The 25,694-nt window shown below is 41.6% G+C and carries 23 protein-coding genes; 17 read left to right on the top strand and 6 right to left on the bottom strand.

The features are described 5' to 3' along the window. Positions 1-61: 61 nt before the first annotated feature. Positions 62-1,468, top strand: a complete 1,407-nt coding sequence (locus ACW5MY_RS18745; protein ID WP_014472381.1) for a glycoside hydrolase family 43 protein — start codon at positions 62-64, stop codon at positions 1,466-1,468. Positions 1,469-1,551: 83 nt separating this feature from the next. Here ACW5MY_RS18745 and ACW5MY_RS18740 read toward each other — a convergent pair whose 3' ends face one another. From ACW5MY_RS18740 to ACW5MY_RS18720, 5 genes are all read right to left on the bottom strand, one after another. Next, on the bottom strand, positions 1,552-3,363 hold the full coding sequence (locus ACW5MY_RS18740) for an AIPR family protein (protein WP_462061642.1): 1,812 nt from the start codon (positions 3,361-3,363) through the stop codon (positions 1,552-1,554). A gap of 8 nt (positions 3,364-3,371) precedes the next feature. Beyond that, positions 3,372-4,391, bottom strand: coding sequence for a PD-(D/E)XK motif protein (locus ACW5MY_RS18735; RefSeq protein WP_014471242.1), 1,020 nt, complete (start codon positions 4,389-4,391; stop codon positions 3,372-3,374). After that, positions 4,372-7,053 (bottom strand): Z1 domain-containing protein, encoded by a 2,682-nt coding sequence (locus ACW5MY_RS18730; protein WP_061573607.1) that lies wholly within the window; start codon positions 7,051-7,053, stop codon positions 4,372-4,374. Before ACW5MY_RS18730 ends, ACW5MY_RS18735 begins: the two co-directional genes overlap by 20 nt. After that, positions 7,050-8,507 carry an ATP-binding protein gene (locus tag ACW5MY_RS18725; RefSeq protein WP_013354127.1) on the bottom strand — a complete coding sequence of 486 codons (1,458 nt, stop codon included), beginning with the start codon at positions 8,505-8,507 and terminating at the stop codon, positions 7,050-7,052. Before ACW5MY_RS18725 ends, ACW5MY_RS18730 begins: the two co-directional genes overlap by 4 nt. Before the next feature lie 137 nt (positions 8,508-8,644). Continuing rightward, complete coding sequence (locus ACW5MY_RS18720) at positions 8,645-10,438, bottom strand: DNA cytosine methyltransferase (protein WP_013354126.1); 1,794 nt, start codon at positions 10,436-10,438, stop codon at positions 8,645-8,647. Positions 10,439-10,614: 176 nt separating this feature from the next. On the opposite strand from ACW5MY_RS18720, the gene ACW5MY_RS18715 reads away from it, so the two are divergent. The 15 genes from ACW5MY_RS18715 to ACW5MY_RS18645 all read left to right on the top strand — a co-directional run bounded on the left by ACW5MY_RS18715 (position 10,615) and on the right by ACW5MY_RS18645 (position 23,308). Further along, positions 10,615-11,040: a very short patch repair endonuclease gene (locus ACW5MY_RS18715; RefSeq protein WP_013354125.1), complete on the top strand. Its 426-nt coding sequence runs from the start codon at positions 10,615-10,617 to the stop codon at positions 11,038-11,040. Between the two features lie 477 nt (positions 11,041-11,517). Next, positions 11,518-13,353 carry a beta-glucoside-specific PTS transporter subunit IIABC gene (locus tag ACW5MY_RS18710; RefSeq protein ID WP_013354124.1) on the top strand — a complete coding sequence of 612 codons (1,836 nt, stop codon included), beginning with the start codon at positions 11,518-11,520 and terminating at the stop codon, positions 13,351-13,353. 18 nt (positions 13,354-13,371) lie between these two features. Beyond that, positions 13,372-14,769 (top strand): 6-phospho-beta-glucosidase, encoded by a 1,398-nt coding sequence (locus ACW5MY_RS18705; protein ID WP_013354123.1) that lies wholly within the window; start codon positions 13,372-13,374, stop codon positions 14,767-14,769. Between the two features lie 80 nt (positions 14,770-14,849). Then, on the top strand, positions 14,850-15,296 hold the full coding sequence (locus ACW5MY_RS18700; protein WP_013354122.1) for a universal stress protein: 447 nt from the start codon (positions 14,850-14,852) through the stop codon (positions 15,294-15,296). 146 nt (positions 15,297-15,442) lie between these two features. Then, on the top strand, positions 15,443-16,354 hold the full coding sequence (locus ACW5MY_RS18695) for a DMT family transporter (protein ID WP_013354121.1): 912 nt from the start codon (positions 15,443-15,445) through the stop codon (positions 16,352-16,354). Positions 16,355-16,496: 142 nt separating this feature from the next. After that, positions 16,497-17,561 (top strand): polysaccharide lyase family 1 protein, encoded by a 1,065-nt coding sequence (locus ACW5MY_RS18690; RefSeq protein ID WP_013354120.1) that lies wholly within the window; start codon positions 16,497-16,499, stop codon positions 17,559-17,561. Between the two features lie 216 nt (positions 17,562-17,777). Further along, a complete protein-coding gene (locus tag ACW5MY_RS18685; RefSeq protein WP_013354119.1) occupies positions 17,778-17,936 on the top strand; it encodes a hypothetical protein in 159 nt (52 codons plus the stop codon). Positions 17,937-18,268: 332 nt separating this feature from the next. Continuing rightward, complete coding sequence (locus tag ACW5MY_RS18680; RefSeq protein WP_014471237.1) at positions 18,269-18,682, top strand: WapI family immunity protein; 414 nt, start codon at positions 18,269-18,271, stop codon at positions 18,680-18,682. A 10-nt stretch (positions 18,683-18,692) separates the two neighbouring features. Then, positions 18,693-19,100, top strand: coding sequence for a YxiG family protein (locus ACW5MY_RS18675; protein WP_013354116.1), 408 nt, complete (start codon positions 18,693-18,695; stop codon positions 19,098-19,100). Positions 19,101-19,255: 155 nt separating this feature from the next. Beyond that, positions 19,256-19,849, top strand: coding sequence for a hypothetical protein (locus ACW5MY_RS18670; RefSeq protein ID WP_013354115.1), 594 nt, complete (start codon positions 19,256-19,258; stop codon positions 19,847-19,849). A 14-nt stretch (positions 19,850-19,863) separates the two neighbouring features. Further along, positions 19,864-20,724 (top strand): hypothetical protein, encoded by an 861-nt coding sequence (locus ACW5MY_RS18665; protein WP_013354114.1) that lies wholly within the window; start codon positions 19,864-19,866, stop codon positions 20,722-20,724. Position 20,725: 1 nt separating this feature from the next. Further along, entirely contained in the window at positions 20,726-21,091 is a 366-nt protein-coding gene (locus tag ACW5MY_RS18660) for a YxiJ family protein (protein ID WP_041481747.1), read from the top strand. Positions 21,092-21,118: 27 nt separating this feature from the next. After that, on the top strand, positions 21,119-21,361 hold the full coding sequence (locus ACW5MY_RS18655) for a hypothetical protein (RefSeq protein WP_014471236.1): 243 nt from the start codon (positions 21,119-21,121) through the stop codon (positions 21,359-21,361). Positions 21,362-21,439: 78 nt separating this feature from the next. Further along, positions 21,440-21,814 (top strand): hypothetical protein, encoded by a 375-nt coding sequence (locus ACW5MY_RS18650; protein WP_013354111.1) that lies wholly within the window; start codon positions 21,440-21,442, stop codon positions 21,812-21,814. Between the two features lie 54 nt (positions 21,815-21,868). Next, complete coding sequence (locus ACW5MY_RS18645; protein ID WP_014471235.1) at positions 21,869-23,308, top strand: DEAD/DEAH box helicase; 1,440 nt, start codon at positions 21,869-21,871, stop codon at positions 23,306-23,308. Positions 23,309-23,341: 33 nt separating this feature from the next. Here the strand turns inward: ACW5MY_RS18645 and ACW5MY_RS18640 are convergent, their stop codons facing one another. Next, positions 23,342-24,592, bottom strand: coding sequence for an MFS transporter (locus tag ACW5MY_RS18640; protein WP_088030659.1), 1,251 nt, complete (start codon positions 24,590-24,592; stop codon positions 23,342-23,344). A gap of 171 nt (positions 24,593-24,763) precedes the next feature. Between ACW5MY_RS18640 and licT the strand changes: the two genes are divergently transcribed. Next, positions 24,764-25,597 (top strand): BglG family transcription antiterminator LicT, encoded by an 834-nt coding sequence (licT, locus tag ACW5MY_RS18635; RefSeq protein WP_013354108.1) that lies wholly within the window; start codon positions 24,764-24,766, stop codon positions 25,595-25,597. Positions 25,598-25,694: the final 97 nt, after the last annotated feature.

The raw sequence follows: 25,694 nt of genomic DNA, 5'->3' as shown, positions 1-25,694 counted from the left end.
AAAATGGAACGTTGTCTTGAAAGCGTTTTTAAGAAAGAGGAGAGCGAGGAGATTTCAGAAAATGAAAACCAGTTTCTTTCGTGTGTGCCTGATTTCAGCAGCGGTCATCGGGTTCACCCTGCCGCAGGCAAAAGCCCAGCATCCGGTTTTTTCAGAGGTCAGCGTCCATGATCCGTCCGTTATCAAAACAGGCGATACGTATTATGTATTCGGCTCGCATTTGGCTTCCGCCAAGTCGAAAAACCTGATGCAGTGGCAGCAAATATCTTCAAGCGTCAATAACAATAATCCGCTGATCCCGAACGTCTATACTGAATTAAAAGAGACGTTCGACTGGGCCCAATCTGATACGCTGTGGGCGCCGGACGTCGCCCAGCTGGCTGACGGGAAATTTTACATGTACTACAACGCCTGTAAAGGGGACTCGCCGCGATCCGCTCTCGGTGTCGCCGTGAGTGACAAGATTGAAGGGCCCTACAAAAACAAAGGCATCTTTTTGAAATCGGGAATGGAAGGAAAAAGCGAGGACGGCACGACGTATCATGCAAACGTCCACCCGAACGTCGTAGACCCGCAAACGTTTTTTGACCATAAAGGCAAGCTCTGGATGGTGTACGGCTCTTACTCCGGCGGGATTTTTATACTAAAAATGAATCCGAAAACCGGCTTCCCCCTCCCGAACCAAGGCTACGGAAAAAAACTGCTCGGCGGAAATCACAGCCGGATCGAAGGCCCGTACATCAGCTACAATCCGGAAACGAAATATTACTATCTGTATCTGTCATTCGGCGGGCTTGACGCATCAGGCGGTTATAATATCCGTGCGGCCCGCTCCAAATATCCGGACGGACCGTATTATGACGCCGCAGGTCATAACATGCTTGACGCCAAAGGAAAAGACGGCAGCTTCTTCGATGACAAAGCAATTGAACCGTACGGGGTCAAACTCATGGGCAGCTATACCTTCGCCTCACAATCTGAAAAAGGCAAAGGCTACGTCTCACCGGGGCACAACTCCGTGTTTTACGACGGGAAAACGAAACGATCATACCTCATTTTCCACACCCGTTTCCCGAACAGAGGCGAGGAGCACGAAGTCAGAGTGCATGAGCTGTACATGAACAAAGACGGATGGCCGGCTGCAGCCCCGTACCGCTATGCGGGGGAACCGGATACACACATATCGGCAGCCGCCGCACCCGGAACCTACAAACTCATCCAGCACGGAAAAGACATCACAGCTGCCATCAAAACCCCAAAAACCATCCGGCTTAACAACGACGGCACCATTTCCGGGGAAATGACCGGAACCTGGACAATAACCGGCAGCAGCAAAGCCAAAATCAACCTGAACGGCACAAATTACGACGGCGTCTTCCTGAAAGAATGGGACTCAGCAAGAGAGAAAGAAGTCGTGACGTTTAGTGTGCTGAGCGGTGATGGGGAGGCTGTTTGGGGAGTGGAGTAGTTTAATCAGAGACGTTATTTAGAATAAAAAAACTCTTTTTCGTTGATATCTTCCTCACGTAAAAGAGTTTTTCAAATTGTTATCTATCTTAGATATTGTAGTGTGGACTTATGTTCCTTTTTGAATTCATCCCAACAGGCTTCTTGTTTAGCCCACTGTGTAACATTTCGTTCTCCAGCAGAATCCCTTAAATAATTTAAAGTAACATTCGCGATAGTTGCAATGATAGGGTTCCAAACATCTGATAATTTTTGGTTTTCCCAAACTTTAATTAGGCTTATTTGATCACCATATATTTCTTTTAGGATTGCTACGGAATAATAAACAACGTTAGCTCTATACCCTTTAAGTTTTTGTTCAGATACAATTTCATGTACTCGCATGTTAATAATAACTCGCGCTATTAATTTTTTATAATCATCAAGGCTTAAGCTTTTTCTACCATCTTCATTTTTTTCAGTTTTCCAATAAAGCGAATTGTGTTCCATAAATTCTTTAAAAGCTGCTTCCCCTCCTTTACTTGAAATGTGAGGGAAACCTTCCCAAGACATAAAATACTTTGCCAGGTCTACTTTGGAAAGCACTTTATCTGAAGGATTTTGTTTTTTGAAGTTATTTGATCCTTTATCTTTCTTGAATCTGTTAACATCAACCATATATTGGCCTCTAGTACGTTCAAAATACCATTTTTCACCCGCTTTACGTCCATCATGGACAGGTATCCATGTGCTTCTGGAGAACATTTCAATCTCTGACATAAATCGAGTGTTGGCTAGAAGATCCGACTTATTAATTTTGTTTTGAGTGTTGGCAAATTCCGATATTTTAGCAACCATGTTATCTTCTAATTTAATTCGCTCGTCTTCATTTTTACTGCTTACCTTCAATATTGTTAATTTAGTTTGTATGTAGACATCACTTAAATCAATACCTTCCAAGTAAGCTCGGTGAATAGAAGCCGTAGTCTGTCCGCCGTTTACAATCTGCCACCCATCAAGCCCTTTTATAGTATAGAGGTTGATGCCCTCAGCAGATTTTTCAATGTCTCCGCTTCTGGCCACAGAAGATATCCCATTGTTATAGGCTACAAACATTTTACGCTCCTCGGGATTTTTGAGTGTATCTCTAATTCCTCTATTTGTTTGTGCACGTGCCTGCAGGAAGGAACGAACGTTTCTTTCAACTAATTTTGGTCCCCAAAAATTGTAAATTTTAGCTAAAAGTTCTGCAGGGATAAAGCCAATATAACATTCAAAATTCTTAGCCTTATTGTCCGGTACATACATCATCTCAAAAGTTTCGTCAAACTGACTTTTAAAATCAATAAAAGTTAGCTGATCTCCATTATCGGCAGAGTACAGTTGATAAGCTCTTTCGACGTCCCATACATGAACATGCACTTCATTAATACCCGGTATGTTTAACTTGACCATTTTATTTGATCTGTAAAACCTGTTTGTTACAACTATAATATCAATATTATTTATATCATTCTCTATAATTGTTCTTGCGAGAGAATGGGATTCTTGAGACGGATCTATATTGTTAAAAAGCAATTTTGCATTTGTATAGAAACGTTTTGCTTTTTCAGCTATAGAATTTATTTCAGACATAGTTATAGTCAGCATCTCATCTTCACTTTGTTCACTATCATAATCTACTACATACAACTGAAGCCTGCTTTCCTCCTTAATGTTGGAATAAGCATTTACTAAAATTTTTTTATGTGTATTTTTATAGGGAGGATATAAAATATTAGGGTCATTTTCGCTATCAATGTACTTAAGCATTTCATTTAGAAAAACATTCTGGAAATTCCCTTCTTTTGCGGCTTTTTCTAGTACTATATTTAATAGATTACCTAAAAAATTTCTTTCTAGCAGTCGTTCCAACATATTAATATTCAGCTCCATTTTGTATTGTAGGCACGGTTTTCTTGTAATAAAAACTCTTCACAAGCTTTTAAATCTATAGAATAACTAACATGAGATACAGCAGAGTGAAGAGATTCCGGTAAAATACGGGGAAAATTCTCATTTGCATCATAGACTTCAACGCTGTTAATTGCAAAGAGATTCTCAGCATACTCCCCATCACGATAACCGGCTTTTATCAGTAGTTCATTAAATACCAGTAATATTTCTTGAGACATGCTTTCAATTAAGTCTCTAATAGTATTAACCATTGAATCGAGTGATGTACCATGGGTTTGGCTATTCTCAATAAAGCAAACATACAAGTATATAGATTGTACGGCCTCTGTTAAGGTTAGTTGCGTCTCATTGGAAATCTTCACTTTCTTACCTATTTTTTCTGTTACTGTTTTTATTTCAATACAGTGGTGTAACATATTAAAATCCAAACGACCTGTTAAGGGACCTTCCCAGCAATTTATTAAAGTTGGAGGAATTCCAGGGTTTTTTTCAATCCATTTTTTTATATAGTAAAGTTCGCCGAAAAGTCCTTTTTGTTGTTCCTCTGTTAATTTTTTATACCCACCTTTAGAAAAGAAAGCTTTCCACTTATCTAAAGTTCGATATAATAAAGGATATAATTCTTCTGTTTCAGCCTTTAAAGTGATTGTTTCTAGAATATTTTGTAAAACAGACACAAATACATCTGTGTCATACCCTTTTTCTTGGCTGATAGCTACAACATATTCGTTTTCAAAAGGTCCAATCTTAAAGTGGAAATCAAAGCTAATAGTCATGCCTTTCCACTTAGGTAAAGATATAATTTGTTCTTTTCCCCATGCTTTTTTACCAGCAGTAATAAATAAAATCCTTTGTTCTGAACTTGGATTGATTCCTGCAAAAACAGCAACAGGATCGACCAAAACAAGCCTTAGTTTTAATGGAGCAGGCTGAACAGGATGCATTGATTCATTAAACATTTCTGTAAATTCATTTTTTATTGAAACCACTTTGTTCTCCTTGAACCTGCGGTACCGTGCTGTTTATTTGATAGACTTTATCATTTTCAATATTAGTCCCGGGAAAAGAAAGGGCAACTCCTATCGGTACGAGTTCTTCGCTAAATTTTATTTCTAAATCACTAAATATTTTTACGTTTGGATTTAAAGGATAAATCATAAGAAAGCCTTGAGTTTTGTCTCTTTCTTCACGCATTTTCCTCTTTGATTTCGAGGTGACAAGTTTTTTTTCATCCAAATCTAGAAATTCTTGGTTATCTGCTACAATTGCCCGTATATCTACTAGCTCTCTGGATTTATTGTATTCATGTGCTTTCTCTCCACGCATAACGGTATTTGATAGATATAAACTTCCTAATTTAACAGGATGGTTAGGTACAATATGATTTGACATTTGACCTTCAAATACTGCTACTGTCCAATTTTCCAGTTCATTATTTTCTTTATTGGCAAGGGCTATATAATTTGATAGTAAATTTGATTTAACTATTGTTGCATGCTCACTAGTTTGGTACTTTTGAAAGAATTTCAATATAGTATGTATATTCACATTTTTAGCTAGGTGATATAAAGACTTTTTTCTCTGAATTGTAGAAAAAGTAAGGTTAGAAACAAGATCTGACACAGCCTTCATGTTATTGCGAAAGAAAGTTTCAGAAGCATTAAAAACTCTTGTCTGCTGCAGACTTGCATCAAAACGAGCATTATAATTAGTCGCCATTTTCATTTTTAATAAACTTGTTAATCTCATTGTTTCATGACTTAACATGCGTACTGCATATTGCATTGGCGTTTTGTTTTTTTCTGCCATATAATCAAGTTCCTCACGCAACTTTTGCATAGCAATAGCCAGATGTTCAAAATGGTTTGCTATTGTCTTTGATGTATAAATCCGGCAAAGGTCTATATAACCTTCTCGATAACCAAACCAACGGCCCATTTGCATTAATGTATCATACATAAGAGTATTGCGTGTATAGTATGTAATGCTTAATCCTTCAAGGGTAAGGCCCCTTGAAAGTTTGTCTCCTCCAATTGCAATAACATTTAGCCCGTCTTCTTTATAGCTGTGATAATCTAAAGCATCGCTACTGTCGCCATTAATTGCAAATAATTGTACTGTTATAATGCTTTTTTTTATCTCTTTTAATACAGTGTTCCATTCAAAGGTCTTGATACTGTTATCCCATTCTTCCGTTGTTTTAGTTATTTCATGATCATAAATAAATTTAAGTTCATCTATTATAGGACTGTATTGGTCATAAAGTATAGAATCTGTATAAGACGCGAATTCTTCAGCGATTACATCTTTAATATAGGTTTGAACACCCTTTAATCTGGAGATATGGATGAGCATTGAATTATGCTTTTTTTTCTGGCCTCTTAGATTTCTTATCGCAATAGTGATTAAAAAGGATAAAATCGCTTTTTTCATTTGACTTGGAACGGAATCAAATATTTCTAAGTCGTCCACTTTTTTTATTGACCCAATGAGTTTCTCTTCATCACTATCTAAATACTTAATTAAACTAGGTTTACTATAATTAGAGTTTTCTTCAGTGTTAAAAAACTCTTCAGGCCCACAATATCCTGTTGGTTTTGGCAGACCAATTAGAAAATCTTTAGGATAAAGATCCTTGCCTTCAGCCTCTGTTTCAGAAGTTACATCGATTAACAAGTTTGCAAAAGGAGTAGCAGTATAACCGACATAATTTCTGCGTGGAAAAATATCTAATAGCTGTCTAATTAATTTATTAATTGTTTTTGGTTCTTCTTCTTTTATCTTGTCCGCCGTATCAATTGAGGCTTGGTCTGCTTCATCATCAATTATTAAGACCGGTATATCTAATTGATAAAGTCTTCTATGATTGATTAATTGTTCAATAAGTGTTTCCAATACTGACTTGTTTTTCTTAACGACCATTAAAGTTGGCTTATTCAGATGGGACACTTGAGGGGTTGTGCGAGCAGATATATCATGCTTTTCGGTAGTCCATGTTCCAATAATATGATCATCATTATTTGGTCTGATTTCAGCTACGCCAACTGGGCACCCGCTCTTATCTGTACGATTACCAACAACTTCTTCTTCTAATCTTATTTGGGTCTGAGTCCGCAGATCGTTATGAATTCCTGCGAGGACAATGATTAATTTATAACCGACATCAAATGCTTTATTTATAAGACCTGTAAAATTTGCAGTTTTTCCTGATTGAACATATCCTAAAACCAGCCCTCTTTTGTCAAAAGGATTTGGGTTCTCAGGATTACCGAGGAATTCTAGTATCTTATCAGTTGATTTATCAATAGAATCCACAGTTTCAAAATCCCATTGTTTTTTATCGAGCAAATATCTTCTATATCGATTCCAAAAGTAAAAAGTTGCTTTCTTTGATGGTGAATACCAGTTATCTCTGTTTTTTCCGTCTAACACACTAATTTTATTTGGCAACTCCATCCCAATTTTATATTTGAAAAAGATTTTTGCTTTTGCTTTTTCTCTCTCAGTTTGAGAGATTTCTTTTATATTAAGAATGTTTAAGGCATAATCAAAAGCTTCTTCCGCAGCTTGATCTCGATTATGGCCGTGAGCTTCCATACTGGAGTGAATTGTCTGGAAATGAAAATCCAATAAGTTGAAATTTATATTCATTCTTTGCTCTCCTTTTCTAGAATATATTTCAGTGTGCTTTTATTAAACATCTCAAAACCAGGTTGAGTCATTAGTGCTTCGATAATTTCTTTTTTTGTATTTAAAAGGCCAAGTTGAGTCATTGTTTCAGCAAAGCGATGAACCATTTCTAACTGTTGGTCTGTAAAATTTTGAATTTCATCTTCTAATTGTGGTACTGCTATAATATTTACAGGTGAACCTATTTCAATTAATTTCAAAAAAAAGTTCAGCATTCGCGCTTGTTCTTCATTCAACATCTTTAATAACTCTAAATAAATTGGATGACTTTTATTTAAAACAAAAGGGGATTCTGAATCTTTCCCAGACTGTTCCCAAGTATTTAAGCTGCCTTTAATTTTGCTTCCAGCTATTGAAGACTGTGTCCTGAAGTAAGATATCTCTCTAGAGATATCTCTTGCTTCTTTGGCAATTGGACGTAAGATTTTTATGGCTTGTTCGGGTATTGTAACCATTGACTTCTTAACATCAACGTGCCAATCAGAATCCGCTTCATTAGAGATGTCAATTCGTACTCTGGCTAATTGAGATTGAGTATCTTTTGGGAAAAGGTTTCTCCAATCTCCATAGTGTAATAAGCGATTTTCCCTATATATGTATAAACCTTGGTGATCTCTCCATCCTCTTTCGCCGCCTGCTTTTTTAAATTCAGTGCGAGTAAGTTTGGAGGCATGGGGAAGAATTGTATACTTGACTTTCATTTTATGTCCATCCAATTTCCATAGTGTTTCTTCTCCTTCAATTATTGAGGGATGCTCAGTCATAAAAGGGTCCCAAGGAGTTAATTCAACATCGTTTATAGAAATAATAATCTTGTTATTGTCTATAAGATCATGAAAAACAAATTCAAGATGTTTTTGAATTTGAGCGGTTTTTGAAAAAAAAGTTTTTCGTTGTATTTTTTTATTGCGCATATAACGATCAAGTTTATCAATTATTATGACAGTACCACTAGATCCATTAATTTCGCCCGCCACTTCTTTAACCGGAGTAGGTATAGAAGTCAACAGATTCCATTCGTTGCATTCAGATACGTAATCGAGATCCCAGCATCTCTCATGGTATACTCCATCTTTCTTTGTTATAACGCTTAAGCGTTTTCCTAATGAAAATGAGGCAGTTTTTAACCCCATTCCAAAACGGCCTAATTCATTTGGTGATCTTTTAGTTCTAGGATCTTTTGCTCCTATATTCATTGCAGTCTGTATTTCTTCTTCGCTCATACCGTTCCCATTATCTTCAATTTTAATATAGCCATTAAGTTTATCATATTCAAAGTGTAATGTGATTTTTGAGGCTTGAGCATCAATTGCATTATCAACTATATCTGCAATTGCAGTTTTTGCTTTATAACCTATTGATCTGAGTGCATGAAGTACTGGTGCAGCTGATGGCCGTGTTAGTATAATGTTCATAAATCCCCCTGTTTTTCAATTTTTTAATATAACTATAATAAAATAAGTTCATTCCAAACGTATATCTTTCTAAAAAGATTTAACAAGAATTATCAAAAAAGCTTGACGATATACTGATTTTATCGTCAAGCTTGTTGTTATTCTAAATCTAATAATTCATTTTTAAGTGAGATAGTAGGCTCAACACCCATAGCATTTAATAATGCCTCGGCTGCTGCACGTCCAAGCAAAGGGGGAACTGCATTCCCTACTTGTTGATATTGCTGATCTTTTGTCCCTCTAAATTTAAAATTATCTGGAAATGATTGCAGACGGGCTGCCTCGCGAATACTTATTGCTCTAGCTTTTTCTGGATGACTCCACATTGATTTCCTTACGTTAACGACTGTAGGAGATGGACTGCCATAGTCTAGTCTTAAATAGATTGTATTCTGTGTTCTAGACACATCAGAGTAGGTTGTTTTTAACTCATCATTAAGACTGTGGAAATTTTTACCTTTCAATTGAAGTATTGCTTCAAAACGAGTTTTACTTAGCTGACGGCTTTCAGTATTTATATGATTATCAATCAACCCTTTATCAGCATCTTTTCTGAAATATCGAAGCATAGGCGATGCCTGCGCATCTGATTCTATATAATCTAATGGTTTAGCTTTTTCCATATCTGTAAGGGGCGTTATATCGGCTAAATCCTGTATTGCATCCCTTACTGTAAAAGGTGTTGAGTGTACCAACGCATCGGGAAGTTTCGGACTGTTCTCAAATAAATCATTTCTAACACCAAGGATGATAAACCTTCTTCTTATTTGTGGTACGCCAAAGTCTGTAGCTGTTAAGACCCCGAAATCAGTATTATATCCAATTTGGTGGAATGCCATTTCAAGATATTTTACAATATTATAAGACCAAACCTTTGCAATGATTTTAATATTATCCTTATGTGTATCATCTATATAAAGCTCATATCTAATTTTTTCATCATTTAGTTCTTTTATTCTTAACAGTATTAGATTTAAACTCATAAAGTTAGTGATATCTTTTTTAGCGCATTTATCAAATTCCTCAAAATCCTCAAGCAGCAATTGGAGTGCTGCTTTTCCACGAGAAACTATATCTTTAGTGCTTAGGTGATCTCCATCTGCTTGGAAGGTTTTTAGTTGTTGATTAATCAACTCAATAATTCGAATAATATCTTTTTTTTCCTTTAGTGACAAGCTAGGATTACCTTCTGTCTTTATAATTTTTTTTGATATACTTTTCAAGCGGGATAAGTAGTTATGATCCCCAATTATTGGTTTAGGGGGAGTTGAACCATCGATGATTTTTCTCCAAATATGACTTAGTGATATTTCAACTGACTCCATTAGAATTATCTTATCATCCATTAAAAACTTATTTTCAATCAACTTTTCTTTTGATGTATTAAATAAGCAAGTTAAATGTTCTAAAGAGCTATATGCAAAGCGCGAATTATCTAAATGTTTTGTGATGAAAAATTTATGTTTATCTGAGTTCATCGATGGCACATTCTCCATAAGAAATGCAGCTGGCCGGATCTCATCAATAGCACGAAAAAACTCTATAACAAGCTGATTATTTCCTGATATCAGATAATTTTTCTGCCTATTAGCATTGGAAAATCCTTGACAAGGAGGTCCGCCAATAATTGTTAACAAATTAGGATCAATGTTTTTGCTCTTCTTCCATTTACGGAAGTCGATTTTACTAATGTCACTGGTATCACTTTCGTCCGGCCTAATAATAATGTCTCTGTTTCCGCCGTGGTTATAAACATAAGTTTCAATAGCTGCTTGATTTATTTCTACCGCTCCAATTGTTTCAAAGCAGCCAGTTTGCTCAAATCCTTTGCTTAGACCTCCAGCACCAGCAAATAAATCAACCAGTTTAAATCTCTTATTATTGCTGTTCATTTCTTTCAACTCTTTCTGCTTATAGGAAATATATTCTCTGTTTTTCGGTGTTTCTTTCTATAGCAGCATACCCTTTTTTAAGCTTACGTTGCAAGTTTATTTTTTAAAAAAATGACGGTTATTGCTCTTAATATAGGAAAGAAATATATTAAATATTAAAAGAGAGGTTAAAGCCAATGGGTGATACTCATACAAAAGAGCAAAGAAGAAAAAACATGCAAGCAATAAAATCTAAGTCTAAATTAGAGGATAAAGTTTCTTCAGAATTATGGAGAAGGGGTTTAAGGTTTAGAAGGAATGTAAAATCTCTTTTTGGTCAACCGGATATAGCTATAAAAAAATACAAAATTGTGATTTTTATTGATTCTTGTTTCTGGCATGACTGCAGTATTCATGGGAATAAACCAAAGAGCAATTCAGCTTATTGGGAGAAAAAGTTACAGAGAAATAAAGAAAGAGATAAAGAAGTAACTTCCTATTATCAAGAAATCGGCTGGCATGTATTAAGGATATGGGAACATGAATTTAAAGAGAATTTTACGGAAACAATTAATCATATTGAAGCCTTTATTAAAAAGAAAAAAGGCAAGAATGAGTTGTAGGGCCAGAGCATAGCTATCTATCACAATTAGAATTCACAATAAGAGGTTTTTGATTTCTGGAAGAAAAGCTGAAACGCCCCAGATATGAAATGCACATTTGATACTTGAGTTTTCAGATATCAACCATTTAATCAGCCAGCCTCATTGTTGCCGTATACGTGGAAGGGAAGGCTTAGTCTTGCGTATAACTTAGACTTTAATTTGTTTCAACAGAACATTAAAATGTAAGCGTTGACACCCCCATAACCCTAGTGCTAAAGTATACATATCAACCCAATATCATTCACCTAGGATTGTTACTGCAAACCGCAGGCAAAACCTAAATTGCGTCAGGCAGGGGAAGACCCCCTTGCTCTGTGCAGTTTAGGTTTTTTTTATACCCTTTTTTCGGAGGTGATGCTTATTTCATAAAAAAAAGCCGGAGAAAGGCGGCCACCTTTCGTCCGGCAGATCCCCCATTTTTAAGGAGGCAGACTCATGGACTATCATAAAATATCAAAAGAGATTTTACAACTTGTCGGCGGGGAGGAGAATGTTCAGAGTGTCATCCATTGCATGACGCGGCTTCGTTTTAATTTGTATGACAATGCGAAGGCAGATCGGAACGCACTGGAGCAGACAGAAGGCGTGATGGGGACAAATATCAGCGGCGGGCAATTTCAGATCATTATCGGCAATCATGTGCCGAAGGTGTATCAGGCTTTGATCGAGAGCAGCGGGCTCAGTGATGAAAGCGCAAACAAAACCTCGAAGCAGAAGAAAAATATGCTGAGCGCCGTGTTTGATGTGATTTCCGGCGTGTTTACGCCGATTCTGCCGGCGATTGCCGGAGCCGGAATGATAAAAGGGCTTGTCGCATTAGCGGTGACATTCGGCTGGATGTCGGAGAAGAGCCAGACTCACAGCATTCTTACGGCTGTTGGCGACGGTGCGTTTTACTTTCTGCCGCTTTTGCTTGCGGTAAGCGCGGCGAGAAAATTCGGAAGCAATCCGTACGTGGCGGCCGCTGTGGCGGGTGCGATTCTGCATCCGGATTTGACGGCTTTGCTTGGGTCAGGGAAAAGCATCTCCTTTATCGGTCTTCCTGTAACCGCTGCCACGTATTCATCGACAGTCATTCCGATTTTGCTGGCGATATGGCTGATGTCCTATGTGGAGAAAGGGATCGACCGAATCACCCCTTCATCCTTGAAATTGATTGTTGTGCCGATGCTTACGCTTGTGATCGTCGTGCCTGTCACGCTTATCACGGTCGGCCCGCTCGGCGCGATTCTCGGGAATTACCTGTCTGTCGGCGTCAATTATTTGTTCAATCATGCGGGCATTGCCGCGATGATTCTGCTTGCCGGAACATTTTCACTCATCATTATGACGGGGATGCATTATGCGCTTGTGCCGATCATGATCAATAATATTGCTCAAAACGGACATGATTACATTCTGCCTGCGATGTTTTTGGCGAACATGGGGCAGGCCGGCGCGTCATTTGCGGTTTTCTTGAAATCAAAGAACAAAACATTCAAGTCGCTGGCGTTTACGACGGGCATTACGGCTTTGATGGGCATTACCGAACCCGCGATGTACGGCGTCAACATGAGATTGAAAAAACCGTTCGCGGCTGCGTTAATCGGCGGTGCGGCAGGCGGAGCTTTTTACGGTGTAACCGGCGTCGCTTCCTACATTGTCGGCGGCAACGCCGGTCTGCCGAGCATTCCGGTCTTTATCGGGCCGACGTTTCTTTACGCGCTGATCGGGCTTTTTATCTCGTTTGCGGCCGGTATTGCGGCGGCACTGCTGATCGGGTTTGAAGATGTACAGCCCGAACAGGCCAAAGCGCCTGGAATGCCGGGGGTGACGGCTGGCGGCGAAATCATTCACAGCCCGATTAAAGGTGAAGTGAAAGCATTAAGTGAAGTGAACGACAGCGTGTTTTCCGGTGAAATTATGGGAAAAGGCTTTGCGATTCTGCCTGAAGAGGGCGCGGCGGTTTCTCCCGTAGAGGGCACGGTGACAGCCGTATTTAAAACAAAGCACGCCATCGGTATTACGAGCGCCCGGGGAGCCGAGGTTCTCATTCATATCGGGCTTGATACGGTCCGGCTGGATGGCAGACATTTTGAGGTGCACGTAAAAGAGGGCGATGCTGTCGCGCCTGGAGATCTGCTGATTACTTTTGATATCGAAGAAATAAAGGCTGCCGGTTATGACGTGATCACACCGGTCATCATTACGAATACGGATCAATATTCATTTACAGACGTGAAAAAAAGCGGCATGGTCAAACCGAATGAAGCGCTTCTGGCGTTATCCTGAAAAAGAGGTGGAGAAAACATGAAGAGATTTCCGGAAGGTTTTTTATGGGGCGGCGCAACGGCTGCCAATCAGATTGAAGGAGCTTACAAAGAAGGCGGCAAAGGACTTTCCACGGCGGATGTCTCCCCGGACGGCATTATGTCACCGTTCCATGAGACAGACGATGCGCTGAATCTGTATCACGACGCGATTGATTTTTATCACCGCTATCAAGAGGACATCGCTCTGTTTGCGGAGATGGGCTTTAAAGCGTTCCGCACCTCCATTGCGTGGACGAGAATCTTTCCGAACGGCGATGAAACAGAGCCGAATGAAGAAGGGCTGCAATTTTACGACCGTCTTTTTGATGAATTGAGAAAACATCAGATCGAACCGGTGGTCACGATTTCGCACTACGAGATGCCGCTCGGTCTGGTGAAAAATTACGGCGGCTGGAGAAACCGCCAAACGGTCGATTTCTATGAGAGGTACGCCCGCACGGTTTTCACCCGTTATAAAGACAAGGTGAAATATTGGATGACATTCAATGAAATCAATGTCGTTCTTCACGCTCCGTTTACAGGCGGCGGTCTCGTATTCCGGGAAGGCGAAAATAAACAAAACACGATGTACCAAGCGGCCCACCACCAGTTTGTGGCGAGCGCGCTGGCGGTAAAAGCCGGCCATGAGATCATCCCGGATTCACAGATCGGCTGCATGATCGCCGCGACGACGACGTATCCGATGACGCCGAAGCCGGAGGATGTATATGCGGCTTTGCAGAAAGAGCGGAGCACGCTGTTCTTTTCTGATGTGCAGGCGAGGGGCAGCTATCCGGGCTACATGAAGCGCTTCTTTAAAGAAAACGGAATTACGATTGAGATGAAGGAAGGAGACGAGGAGCTCCTGAAAGAACACACGGTGGATTACATCGGCTTCAGCTACTACATGTCGATGACGGCAAGCACCGCGCCTGAGGATCTGGCGCAATCGAAGGGGAATCTTCTCGGCGGCGTGAAAAATCCTTATCTGGAATCTTCGGAATGGGGCTGGCAGATTGATCCGAAGGGCTTGCGCATTACCTTAAACACGCTGTACGACCGTTATCAGAAACCGCTCTTCATCGTCGAAAACGGGCTCGGCGCACAAGATCAGCCGGAGGAAGACGGAAGCATACAGGATGATTACCGTATCAAATATCTGCGGGATCATTTAATAGAAGCAAGAGAGGCGATCGAAGACGGAGTCAACCTGATCGGTTACACGTCGTGGGGGCCGATTGACCTCGTCAGCGCCTCAACTGCTGAAATGAAAAAACGCTACGGCTATATCTATGTTGACCGCGGCAATGACGGAACAGGCACGTTTGAAAGGAAGAGAAAGAAAAGTTTTTATTGGTATAAAGACGTCATCGCGACAAATGGAGAAAGTCTGTAAGGCAATGTTCCGGAGAAAGCCGGCAAAATTGACATTCAGCAATGAGAGGAGGACAATAAAAGCAGAAAGGCGGGATTCATATGTTTAAAAAAATTCTTGCAGCAGTAGACGGTTCAGACATGAGCAGCAAAGCCCTGGACGCAGCCATCCACCTGGCGAAAGAACAGCAGGCTGAGCTCACCATTCTCTATGCGGGACGTGAAGCCGTTGTTTCCACATCAGCCTTAACCGGGATTGTCTATGTTCCGGAGAACTTCATTGAAGACATCAAACATGAAGTCGAGCAAAAAGGAGCAGCCATTCTGGAAGATGCCAAGCAAAAAGCGGCGGAAAGCGGAGTAGAAGCGGAAAGCCTGTACGTCCAAGGTGAGCCTGCGCATCAAATTTTAAACATAGCGAAAGAACAGCATTTCAATCTGATTGTCGTCGGAAGCCGAGGAATCAGCGGATTTAAAGAAATGATGCTCGGAAGCGTGAGCCACAAGGTCTCACAATTGTCTCCTTGTCCTGTACTGATCGTTCATTAAACAAACGGCCCTGCTGATGCGGGGCTTTTTTCATGAGAAAAGACCGCCCCCGGCTGAAAAATAGGATGATTTCTTCCTCTGAATCAAGTAAAATGGCTGTTAGTATTTGTCTGAATAAACAGTCAATGATATGGAGGAAGAGCACGATGCAAGCTAAACAAACATCAAATGCCGTCATCAAAATGGTGATTTCTATGGTGATTTTCGGATCAATCGGCTTTTTCTCAGAACATACGAATGTGCCGTCGATTGAACTGGTTTTTGTGAGGTGTCTGTGCGCCTCATTGTTTCTGGGTGTTTGCTGGTTTGGTTCCGGACGTTACCGCACCGAACAATGGAACCGGCGGGAGGTTCTGCAGACGCTGGCCTGCGGCTTTTTTCTTGTGCTGAACTGGGTGTTTTTATTTAAATCGTTTGAGGAGACATCAGTGACGATAGCGATTTCCGTCTATCATTTGGCTCCGGTTCTCGTCCTTCTCCTCGGGAGTCTCATATACCGGGAAAAACTGCGTCTCGCATCCGTCAGTTCTATCGTGATTTGTTTTCTGGGAACCGCCCTGATTTCCGGCATCAACGGAAATACGTCCTTTTCCCAGCTGATGGGATCGGGGATTATTTGGGCCGTGCTGGCCGCTCTTTTTTATGCCTTTACGACACTGGCCGGGAAAGGCATCAACAGCCTCAGCCCATATGCGGTCACCTGTTTGCAGACCGGATTGGGCGTCATTATTCTTCTCCCGTTCGTCCGTTTCGGCGCTTTTTCTGATTTGTCGCATATGAACTGGATTATGATTGTGTCGACCGGCATCATTCACACGGGAATTGTGTATTTGCTCTTTTTTGACAGCCTGCGGTTTTTATCCACCCGGTTTATTTCAATCATCGTATTTCTTGACCCGGCTGTCGCGATCGTGCTTGACACCGTATTTACGGGATTTCGCCCCGACCTTTATCAATCTTTGGGGATTGTAATGATTTTTGCAGGGATGGCGCTGTCCCTAATGAGAAAGCATAAAGCCGTGCCGGAGCAGGCTCAGGCAGACAGCACCCGTATATAGGCAGCCGTCCAGGCTGCTTTTTTACGTTTTGGGGCTTTTCAGCCATAACGAAAAAGCAGACAAACAGATCATGGAAAAAGAGGATAGTAGTTGTATAATACTTCTTGTGTTTACAATTTAAGAGATTAAAGGAGTGAAGGGCATGATAAAGAAGACGCGTCATCTCGCTTTCTTGGCTGCTCTCGGCTTTGCGCTTTGTCTGGCTATCTTATGTTCTGCATCCAAGCAGGCAGAAGCGGCAGCGGCTTATCCGGATGTGATGCAGGGACTTACCGGGTTCGCAGGAAATGCGAAGGATCATAACGGAAAAGCAAAATCCGCCGTATCGGGAGGCCAGGGCGGCTCCTTTGTCTATGTCAGCAATCTCAATGATTTGAAAAACAATGCGGGCGGGACAGACCGCAAAACCATTGTCATCACAAGTGATATTTACTCTCCGGGTAAAGCCGTTGTGACAGTCGGCGCCAATAAAACCATTGTCGGCTCTTATACCAGCCACAGGCTGACCAACATCTATCTGACAACAGGCTCCGGCTCAAACAATGTGATTTTCAAAAACCTCATTATCAGCCATAGTGCCAGCATTACGGGCAACAACGACATTCCGATGTACATAGCGAACGGACAGAATTACTGGATTGACCACGTGTGGTTTGAAGGGCACAGCTACAATCCGAACAGCCACAGCGATTTGGGAAAGCTTCTGTACGTCGGTGCCAAAGCGGATTTTGTGACTCTTTCTAATTCTAAATTCTCCGATCATCTGTACGGCTTGATTCTCGGTTATCCGAATGATGATAACGAAGGACGCAATTATATCGGCTATCCGCATATGACCATCACCAACAACTATTTTAATAACGTCTATGTCCGTTCGCCGGGCTTGATGAGATACGGCTATTTTCACGCGAAAAACAACTATGTGACCAATTTCAATTTAGGATTCACCATTCATACAAACGCGACTGTCTTCTCAGAAGCCAACTATTTCGGTAACGGAAATGAAAAAGGCGGAATGATAGACGACTACGGAACGGCCCAATTTACCGACATCGGTTCATTCCCGTCGCTCAATGCCCCGAAATCACCGCGCACCGGCTGGAATCCGAGATCGAATTACAGCTATGGCGCGCTTTCAGCACAGGATGCCAAAAACTTCGCCCAATCCTACGCGGGAGCGCAAAATACAAATCTCCGCTATCCATAATACGAAAACCGCCGGCACCGGCGGTTTTTTTGTGAGTAAAAGGTCATAAATCCCTGAAATCCTTAAAATAACCTTAAATACCTAGGAAAATATTGATAAGTTATTTCAATAATATTACTATTTTTAAAACTGTGTTGCACAAGAAGTGGAACTTAACTCACTTTAACTCATTACTGGCTATGGAAAGAGGATAATTCCAGAATACTGAGGTGTAATATGAAAAAAATCAACCTGCGTTCTATTACACAAAAAGAGATCTTACAAATAGAAAAACAATTTGAACGAATCGCATTAAACAAAATAAGAAACAATCAAGAAAAGTTTAGAAAAATGGGTTTGAAAATTGAAGCTGCTTTTAGAGACGAAAAAAAATAGGAAAAGAAGTACGGGCCTCAGATTGTTTTAAGAGTACCTATAATTCACTGATATTTTTTTCTGCAACTTATTTGGACGGCACCGACTTTCGCGATAATGAAGACGGCTATTGTGTAGACCATTTAGGGTTTGTGAAAAAAAGTTGTTTTCAGGTAAAGCTGGATATTTATCAGATCTAGAAAGTGATGAAGAAATCGCAAAAGAAATTCAAAACAAGATAAATGAATTGTACTTAGAAGCGGCAGAAATGATTGAAATGGTAAATGAATCCTAGTCTGTTAATGCGAAGAGAGGTTCCCAGCCTCTCTTTTCACCCAAAACGAGGAGGCAGCATGGCCAAAATTAGAGATGATTGTCTGGAACTTGACATAACACCGAGAAGGTACCAAGAGGCGGAGGATGATCCTTTTATCTCAACAATGTTTGAACTGTTGGAACATAATAAAGTAATCGCCCGGGATTACTCCGCCGCTTTATTAGAAAGTGAATATAAAATGCTGATATCAGGGATTGAAGCATTATTAGCAGGGAATCAAGATAGGATACGTTTAGAAACAATTGAACCATTTTTTATTTTGAGAATTGATAAAGAAAACGAATATTACAGATTTATAATTAGATTTGTAGAAAATTATTCAAATACAACTGTCTATAAATTGAACTGTAATGAAGAAAAGCTAGAATTTTTCGTGAAGACTTTAAAATCAGATCTCAAAGACACAAAAAATCCTCCAAAACTTCCTTAGGAGATAAACGATGTACAAAACAATAAATGAGTGGGTTGATTATATAGATGAGGGGTGCGCTGTCCTTCATTTTGACTTTAATGTGTTTAAAAAAGAACTTTCACTTAATATTAAGGTTTTTGAAAAAGAAAGTGAATATACACATAAAATATTATTTCAAAATGTAGCATCTGTTTATTTTAGCGCAGATATTGGTGATATGAGATTAGAAAAAATAGATCCCGAAGAATACAATTGGCAAGTATTTGAGATGAGTTATCACCCGGAAGGAATCGGAAATCTATCAAATTCTGTAATTCCGGAGTACCAATCAAATGCTAACTTTCTCATTGACATGAACAGAATGCTGATTGCTATAGAAGCTGAAACAGTCCGCTTTGATAATCAATCATTTTATGCGTATCATTCGAAGTCATAAATAAACAAATAAGAGAGGTTCCCAGCCTCTCTTTTCTTAAAGGACAGAAACCAAACCGTGGATCTGCAGCAAATACATTTATACGTGGGAAACCGTTTATTCCACACAGAATACGGCTGTGAGCTTGCATATAAACCGCCGAAGAGAGGTACAAGATGCACCCCTTTTTTATAAAGAACACAAAGGAATCGGCAGTCTTTCAATCCCAGATATATTCCTTATTTCATGAAGACAAAACGTTGCCCGAACAAGTATTTAAACAACAAAAACATTATTATCTATTCGAGGAATTCCACTGGGTCTTGTCTGATGAAGGCTGGATGATGCTCAAAAGTTTGGCGCATCATCATCACGATGAATTTATCTTAATGGCCGTTCTGGAACACTCGGATGATATGAATCGGTTTTACGGGGAATTCGGATATTTTAACTGGTTAAAGATCCCTTTGCATATAACTGCAGATGAATATCTTTCAATCTTAACTGATTATCCAAAGCACAGTAAAAATGACTGTATATTGAACATTGCATCTCGTGTTGTTTGGGCTTCACCGACTTTCAAGTGGGCGATTTACGGAGAGAGGGAATTTGAAATTTGTATTTTAGGCATTGATCAGGAGATTGCGGGAAAAACGTTAGAATCATGGAGGCCGTTAGATGATCATGTTTTAGACTGGATATCAGTTGTATTCCCGGATCAGATTGTTCCGGATGAATTTCAAAAAAAGCTCGCCGCTCATTATAAATAGCAAGGGGCAATTGCATGAAAATAAAAATGAACAAGATACATGACGATCTGGTAAAAGGATGTTTCTGTCATTTTGACGGCTGCGGGCGTCTGTATCTCGGACGGCATCAGAATGGCAGTCTTTCGTTTACGATCACGGAGGAATCCGGCGACACCCGAGAGGTTCATATCGATGAACAAATTCCGAGTGAGGATATTATGCTGTTTCAACAGAGTTCGGATGACAGGTATGTGTTGGTTTTCTTTGAATCGCATGAGCATAAAGTGAAGGTATTTTCAGCAGATGGAAAAGAACAAAGTGTATTTTCTCTGCCTTCAGGGGCTTCATGCAGTCTTCTGGATGAGAAACAAAACCTATGGGTCGGTTTAAGTGATGAAGGCATTTATGATGATGAAAATTCAAATGGTCAAAGTATGCTGTGCTTCACTTTAGACGGACAATTAAAGGAAACGCATATTGATCAGCAGCTTTCAGAAATATATGCGCCCGTTGTAGATGACTGCTATGCGCTTGCAGAAAAAAACGGACTGATCTACATGCTGTATTATTCATATACAGTCATTGCTGCGTTTGATGAAACCGACGTGAAACGAGTGTGGATTATTTCTGATAAAGCATGTTCAGGGGTATATGACCAGCTTGCGATTTCAGATGACGGGTTTTGGATATGCAAAGATGATCATTCACTGTCCTTCATTCCGGCTGATGTCAGTCTGCCGGTGCAAGAGGTAACGTGCTGTGATCCGGATGGCGGTGAGCTTTCGGGGCATCAGCTGAAGCTGACAAGTAATGCCATTTACGCGGTCTCGACTTCGGGGATCTACAAGCGGGATATAAGTAATGGGAAACAAAATGAATTCTTTTCGGCTAAATGAAATGTTGAGATCCAGCAGATATTCTTTAAATGATGACCTCATCAGAAACCTGAAGTTTCACAAAAAAGAATTGGAGGGTCCGCTACCCTCAGATGCGGGGAGTTTTGAAGAAGACTTTGAGGAGGTTGCCTGCGCGGGGGATTTTTATGAATATTTCGCGCTTGTCTGCGGCAGCTTAGATTTTGTTTTGGCGAATAAACAAATGCCTGCGCGGCAGCGTAAAGCCTTATATAAATCCTTTTTTGAGCTGTATCCTCAATATGCGCATCTGGAAAACGCTTTAACAGATTACCCGGAGCTCAGCCAGGAAGTCAGGCTGCACGAACGGGCCAGGAGGCTGTTAGTCAGCATTTTAAACAAGAAATGAAAGGAAATCGAAAAGCAGGTTTCTAACGTGAAAGAACCAACAATGGCAGAATGTCTGAAGAAGGCTGATCTGATCCTGAACGGTCAAGCGGCAAGGGAAGAAGTGTCGGATTGGGCGTGTGAGTATGTGGCTGCACATGATCCGGAGGTTGAGGATGAAAACGTTTGGGAGATGCTCGTGTATTTGAGCGGGTTTGATCTGAAAGATTCGCCTGATTCATATCTGCATACCACAGAAGAATTAAGAGAATGGATGCAGGGATATAAGTAACCGGAAATACATACGTATTGTGAAAAAATACCGTATAAACCAGGCATGCCAAATCAGCTGTAAAGAAGGAGACACAAAATGGAGTGGCACAAACATGAGAAAGCAGTTATGCTGAGGCCGGATTCACCGGGGTGTTTTGAATTGACGGAGTTTACTTTCTTTACTGGGTATAACGAGTATTATGATAAAATCCCGGTATTTGAGCTGAAGCTGACTGATGGACAGTATGATGCTGTGCTGCGGTTTGAAGGTGTGAGCGCTGCCCGGCTGGATGATCTTGAAAGCATCACCGACATCCGTCTGGATATCAGCCCGGTCGACGGCGGCTGGGAATCGATACGCTATTATGTCGATGACGTGGAAGGAAGCATGAGCTTTTATTGCGCCAAATGGGTCGTACTTGACATGAAGAAAAAGCAGTCCTCCGAATGGCCCGGCAAAACGTCAGGGTAAAGCGGCGGCGTTTCGCGTATAATGAGGGGAGTTAGACAGAGAAGGAGTTTATTCATGAGCGAATTTAAAGATTTTTCTATCAGCCTCGACATCGCAAGAGCGTTGGAAGGACTTCAATATACCGAGCCGACTGAAGTGCAGCGGCGCGTCATCCCCGCCGCGCTGCAAAAAAAAGATCTCGTCGTCAAATCGCAGACGGGCAGCGGCAAAACCGCGGCTTTCGGCATTCCGATTTGTGAGCTTGCGGATTGGGAGGAAAACAAACCGCAGGCGCTGATTTTAACGCCGACCCGCGAGCTTGCGGCGCAGATAAAAGAAGATATCACGAATATCGGCCGTTTTAAACGGATAAAAGCTACGGCGGTTTTCGGAAAAGCTTCTTTTGATAAACAGAAAACCGAACTGAAGCAAAAAAGCCATGTCGTTTGCGGAACGCCGGGGCGTGTGCTTGACCATATAGAAAAAGGGACGCTGCCGCTTGACCGGCTGGCGTATGTGGTGATTGATGAAGCGGACGAAATGCTGAATATGGGGTTTATTGAACAGGTGGAAGCCATCATTCAGCACCTGCCGAAAAACAGAGTCACCATGCTGTTTTCAGCGACGCTGCCGGACGACGTTGAGAAGCTGAGCCGCACATATATGAAGGACCCGGAATTGATTGAAGTAAAAGCGGAAGGCCTGACGACTAAAGACATCGAGCATTTTGTCACCAGAGCAGCAGAAGAGGATAAATCATCATTGCTGCGTGACGTCCTGATCACTGAAAACCCGGACAGCTGCATCATATTCTGCCGGACAAAAGAAAGAGTTATCCAGTTAACCGATGAGCTGGACAGGCTGGGCTATCCTTGCGATAAAATTCACGGCGGCATGGTGCAGGAAGACCGCTTTGACGTCATGAATGAGTTCAAGCGCGGCGAGTTCCGCTATCTGATTGCGACCGACGTAGCCGCCAGAGGAATTGATATCGAAAACATCAGCCTCGTTATCAATTATGATATTCCGCTTGAAAAAGAAAGCTATGTGCATCGCACAGGCAGAACGGGGCGCGCCGGACACCGTGGACGGGCCATTACGTTTGTGACGCCGTCTGAATCGCGATTTCTGAATGACATTGAGACATATATCGGTTTCCGCATCAAAAAGCGGGAGGCGCCGTCAGAGAAAGAAACAGCGGAACGGAAAGCGGCTTTTGCGGAAAAATTGAACGCCCGCCCCGACGTCAAAACAGACAAAAGCGAACAGTTAAACAAAGACATTATGAAGCTGTACTTTAACGGCGGAAAAAAGAAAAAAATCAGGGCGGTCGATTTTGTCGGAACGATTGCGAAAATCGACGGCGTTTCAGCAGATGATATCGGCATTATCACGATTCTGGACAACGCTTCGTACGTCGAGATTCTGAACGGCAAAGGCCCGCACGTTCTCAGCATTATGAAAAATACGACGGTCAAAGGCAAAAAACTGAAAGTCCATAAAGCCAAGAAATAAAAAAGAAAGCCTGCTGTGCACGCAGGCTTTTTTTTACGCCGTCTCCTCCGGAACAAACGCAAGGATGGCAATGCCGATCACAAATAATAGTATCAGGCTGAACACGGCGGCTGACGAATTCCCGGTCAGCTGGGCGGTTACGGCAATCAAAAGCGGCCCGATAATTGAAGCGAATTTGCCGAAAATATTATAAAAGCCGAAAAATTCATTGGCGTGCTGTTTGGGGACGAGCTTGGCAAAGTACGAGCGGCTCAGAGCCTGAATCCCGCCTTGAGAAGTGGCGACAAGCATAGCCAAAATCCAAAAATCAAAAGCGGAATCCATAAAATAAGCATACGTGCAGACAATCATATACACGCCGATTCCGGCGTAAAGCATCGTTTTCCCCTTAAACCGTTCGGCCAGTCTCCCGTACAAAATCGAAAAAGGGGCGGCGACGACCTGCGTGACAAATAAAACAATCAGCAGATTTGCAGCGCTGATGCCGAGGTCAGCCCCGTATGACGTCGACATCGTGATGATGGTGCCGACCCCGTCGATGTAGAAGAAATAAGCGAGCAGAAACAAAAACAGCGCCCGGTACTTCCTGATCTGCTTCAGCGTGCCGGCAAGCCGTTTAAAACTGCTGATCACAAGCCGAGGCTCTCTCTCGATATAATAGCGCTGGCGGACGCGGCGAAGGAGCGGGATCGTGAACAGCCCCCACCATGCGGCCGTAATCAAAAAGGCAATGCGGCCCGCAGCCTGGGCGGACAGCGGAATCACCTCCGCTTGTGCTGACAGGATGACGGCAATGCTGAGAAGAAAAGGGATCGTACTGCCGATATAGCCCAGCCCGAACCCCCTGGCGGACACCATGTTCATCCGCTCCTTTGCGGCCACATCTACGAGAAACGCATCATAAAACACATTAGACCCGGCAAAGCCGATCGTGGAAATCGTATAACAAATTAATAACAGCACCCAAGATTCACCGGGAATACAAGCCAGCGCGGCGGTGCCCGCCACACCGATCAGGAAAAAGAAAGCGAAAAACCGTTTCTTGCATCCTTTGTAGTCGGCAATCGTTCCTAAGACGGGGCCGAGCATCGCCAAAATAAAAGTCGCGGCGGCAATTGTATAGCCCAAATAAGCGGTGGAATCGGCCGCGCTGACGCCGTTTTCAGCCGCAGCCGCTTTAAAAAACAGGGGGAACACCGCCGTCATAATAATGACGGAATAAGCTGAATTGGCCCAATCATACAGCATCCAGCTGCTTTCTTCTTTCGAAAACCGTTTCATCACACACGCTCCTTCTCAAAAACCGGTTCTCTGCATTATATGCGCCTCTGTCACATAGTTGGACAATGATTTCTGAACGGAGTTTTCTGATTGACCTGGAGATATTGACCTAGTTCAAAAAGGATGTACAATCAAGGTGTAACAGGTAAATGGTCAGGTGGGAGGGAGACGGAATTGAAGATTGCGAAAGTCATTAATAATAATGTCGTCAGTGTGCTCAAGGAAGGCAATCAGGAATTGGTCATCATGGGCCGGGGCATTGCTTTTCAAAAGAAAACGGGAGACCCGGTAGATGAAGCCCTCATTGAGAAAGTGTTCACGCTCGATAACAAAGATGTATCCGAAAAGTTCAAAACCCTTTTGTATGAAATTCCGATCGAGTGTATGGAAGTATCCGAAGAGATTATCAGCTATGCGAAATTACAGCTCGGCAAAAAACTCAACGACAGCATCTATGTATCGCTGACCGACCATATTAACTTTGCCATTCAGCGCAATCAGAAAGGGCTCGATATCAAAAATGCCTTGCTGTGGGAAACAAAGCGGCTGTACAAAGACGAATTTGCCATCGGCAAAGAAGCGTTGGCCATGGTAAAAAACAAGACTGGCGTGTCTCTGCCGGAGGATGAAGCGGGCTTTATTGCGCTGCATATTGTAAATGCCGAGCTGAATGAAGAGATGCCCAATATCATCAACATTACAAAAGTCATGCAAGAGATTTTGAGTATCGTAAAATACCATTTTAAGATTGAATTCAACGAAGAATCGCTGCACTATTATCGATTTGTCACCCACTTAAAGTTTTTCGCACAGCGTCTTTTTAACGGCACACACATGGAAAGCCAGGACGATTTTTTACTGGAGACAGTGAAAGAAAAGTATCATCAGGCGTATAAATGCACGAAGAATATCCATACCTACATTGAGAAAGAGTATGGGCATAAGCTCACCAGTGACGAGCTGCTGTATTTAACGATTCACATAGAAAGGGTAGTCAAACAAGTATAATGAAAGCGTTTCCTCGTATTAATTGTTTCTTCCATTCATATATAGGATTGTTACGGATAAGCAGGCAAAACCTATCTGTCTGTGCTGATGGTAGTTT

It is taken from the genome of Bacillus sp. Bwzl_19 (assembly GCF_054900515.1).
This window is presented reverse-complemented; position numbering and strand designations above follow the sequence as displayed.

Bases quoted from the DNA above. Each gene is read 5' to 3' on its own strand.
- ACW5MY_RS18745 (WP_014472381.1), top strand. From the start codon at position 62: ATGAAAACCAGTTTCTTTCGTGTGTGCCTGATTTCAGCAGCGGTCATC.
- ACW5MY_RS18740 (WP_462061642.1), bottom strand. From the start codon at position 3,363: ATGTTGGAACGACTGCTAGAAAGAAATTTTTTAGGTAATCTATTAAAT.
- ACW5MY_RS18730 (WP_061573607.1), bottom strand. From the start codon at position 7,053: ATGAATATAAATTTCAACTTATTGGATTTTCATTTCCAGACAATTCAC.
- ACW5MY_RS18725 (WP_013354127.1), bottom strand. From the start codon at position 8,507: ATGAACATTATACTAACACGGCCATCAGCTGCACCAGTACTTCATGCA.
- ACW5MY_RS18720 (WP_013354126.1), bottom strand. From the start codon at position 10,438: ATGAACAGCAATAATAAGAGATTTAAACTGGTTGATTTATTTGCTGGT.
- ACW5MY_RS18715 (WP_013354125.1), top strand. From the start codon at position 10,615: ATGGGTGATACTCATACAAAAGAGCAAAGAAGAAAAAACATGCAAGCA.
- ACW5MY_RS18710 (WP_013354124.1), top strand. From the start codon at position 11,518: ATGGACTATCATAAAATATCAAAAGAGATTTTACAACTTGTCGGCGGG.
- ACW5MY_RS18705 (WP_013354123.1), top strand. From the start codon at position 13,372: ATGAAGAGATTTCCGGAAGGTTTTTTATGGGGCGGCGCAACGGCTGCC.
- ACW5MY_RS18700 (WP_013354122.1), top strand. From the start codon at position 14,850: ATGTTTAAAAAAATTCTTGCAGCAGTAGACGGTTCAGACATGAGCAGC.
- ACW5MY_RS18695 (WP_013354121.1), top strand. From the start codon at position 15,443: ATGCAAGCTAAACAAACATCAAATGCCGTCATCAAAATGGTGATTTCT.
- ACW5MY_RS18690 (WP_013354120.1), top strand. From the start codon at position 16,497: ATGATAAAGAAGACGCGTCATCTCGCTTTCTTGGCTGCTCTCGGCTTT.
- ACW5MY_RS18685 (WP_013354119.1), top strand. From the start codon at position 17,778: ATGAAAAAAATCAACCTGCGTTCTATTACACAAAAAGAGATCTTACAA.
- ACW5MY_RS18680 (WP_014471237.1), top strand. From the start codon at position 18,269: ATGGCCAAAATTAGAGATGATTGTCTGGAACTTGACATAACACCGAGA.
- ACW5MY_RS18675 (WP_013354116.1), top strand. From the start codon at position 18,693: ATGTACAAAACAATAAATGAGTGGGTTGATTATATAGATGAGGGGTGC.
- ACW5MY_RS18670 (WP_013354115.1), top strand. From the start codon at position 19,256: ATGCACCCCTTTTTTATAAAGAACACAAAGGAATCGGCAGTCTTTCAA.
- ACW5MY_RS18665 (WP_013354114.1), top strand. From the start codon at position 19,864: ATGAAAATAAAAATGAACAAGATACATGACGATCTGGTAAAAGGATGT.
- ACW5MY_RS18660 (WP_041481747.1), top strand. From the start codon at position 20,726: ATGTTGAGATCCAGCAGATATTCTTTAAATGATGACCTCATCAGAAAC.
- ACW5MY_RS18650 (WP_013354111.1), top strand. From the start codon at position 21,440: ATGGAGTGGCACAAACATGAGAAAGCAGTTATGCTGAGGCCGGATTCA.
- ACW5MY_RS18645 (WP_014471235.1), top strand. From the start codon at position 21,869: ATGAGCGAATTTAAAGATTTTTCTATCAGCCTCGACATCGCAAGAGCG.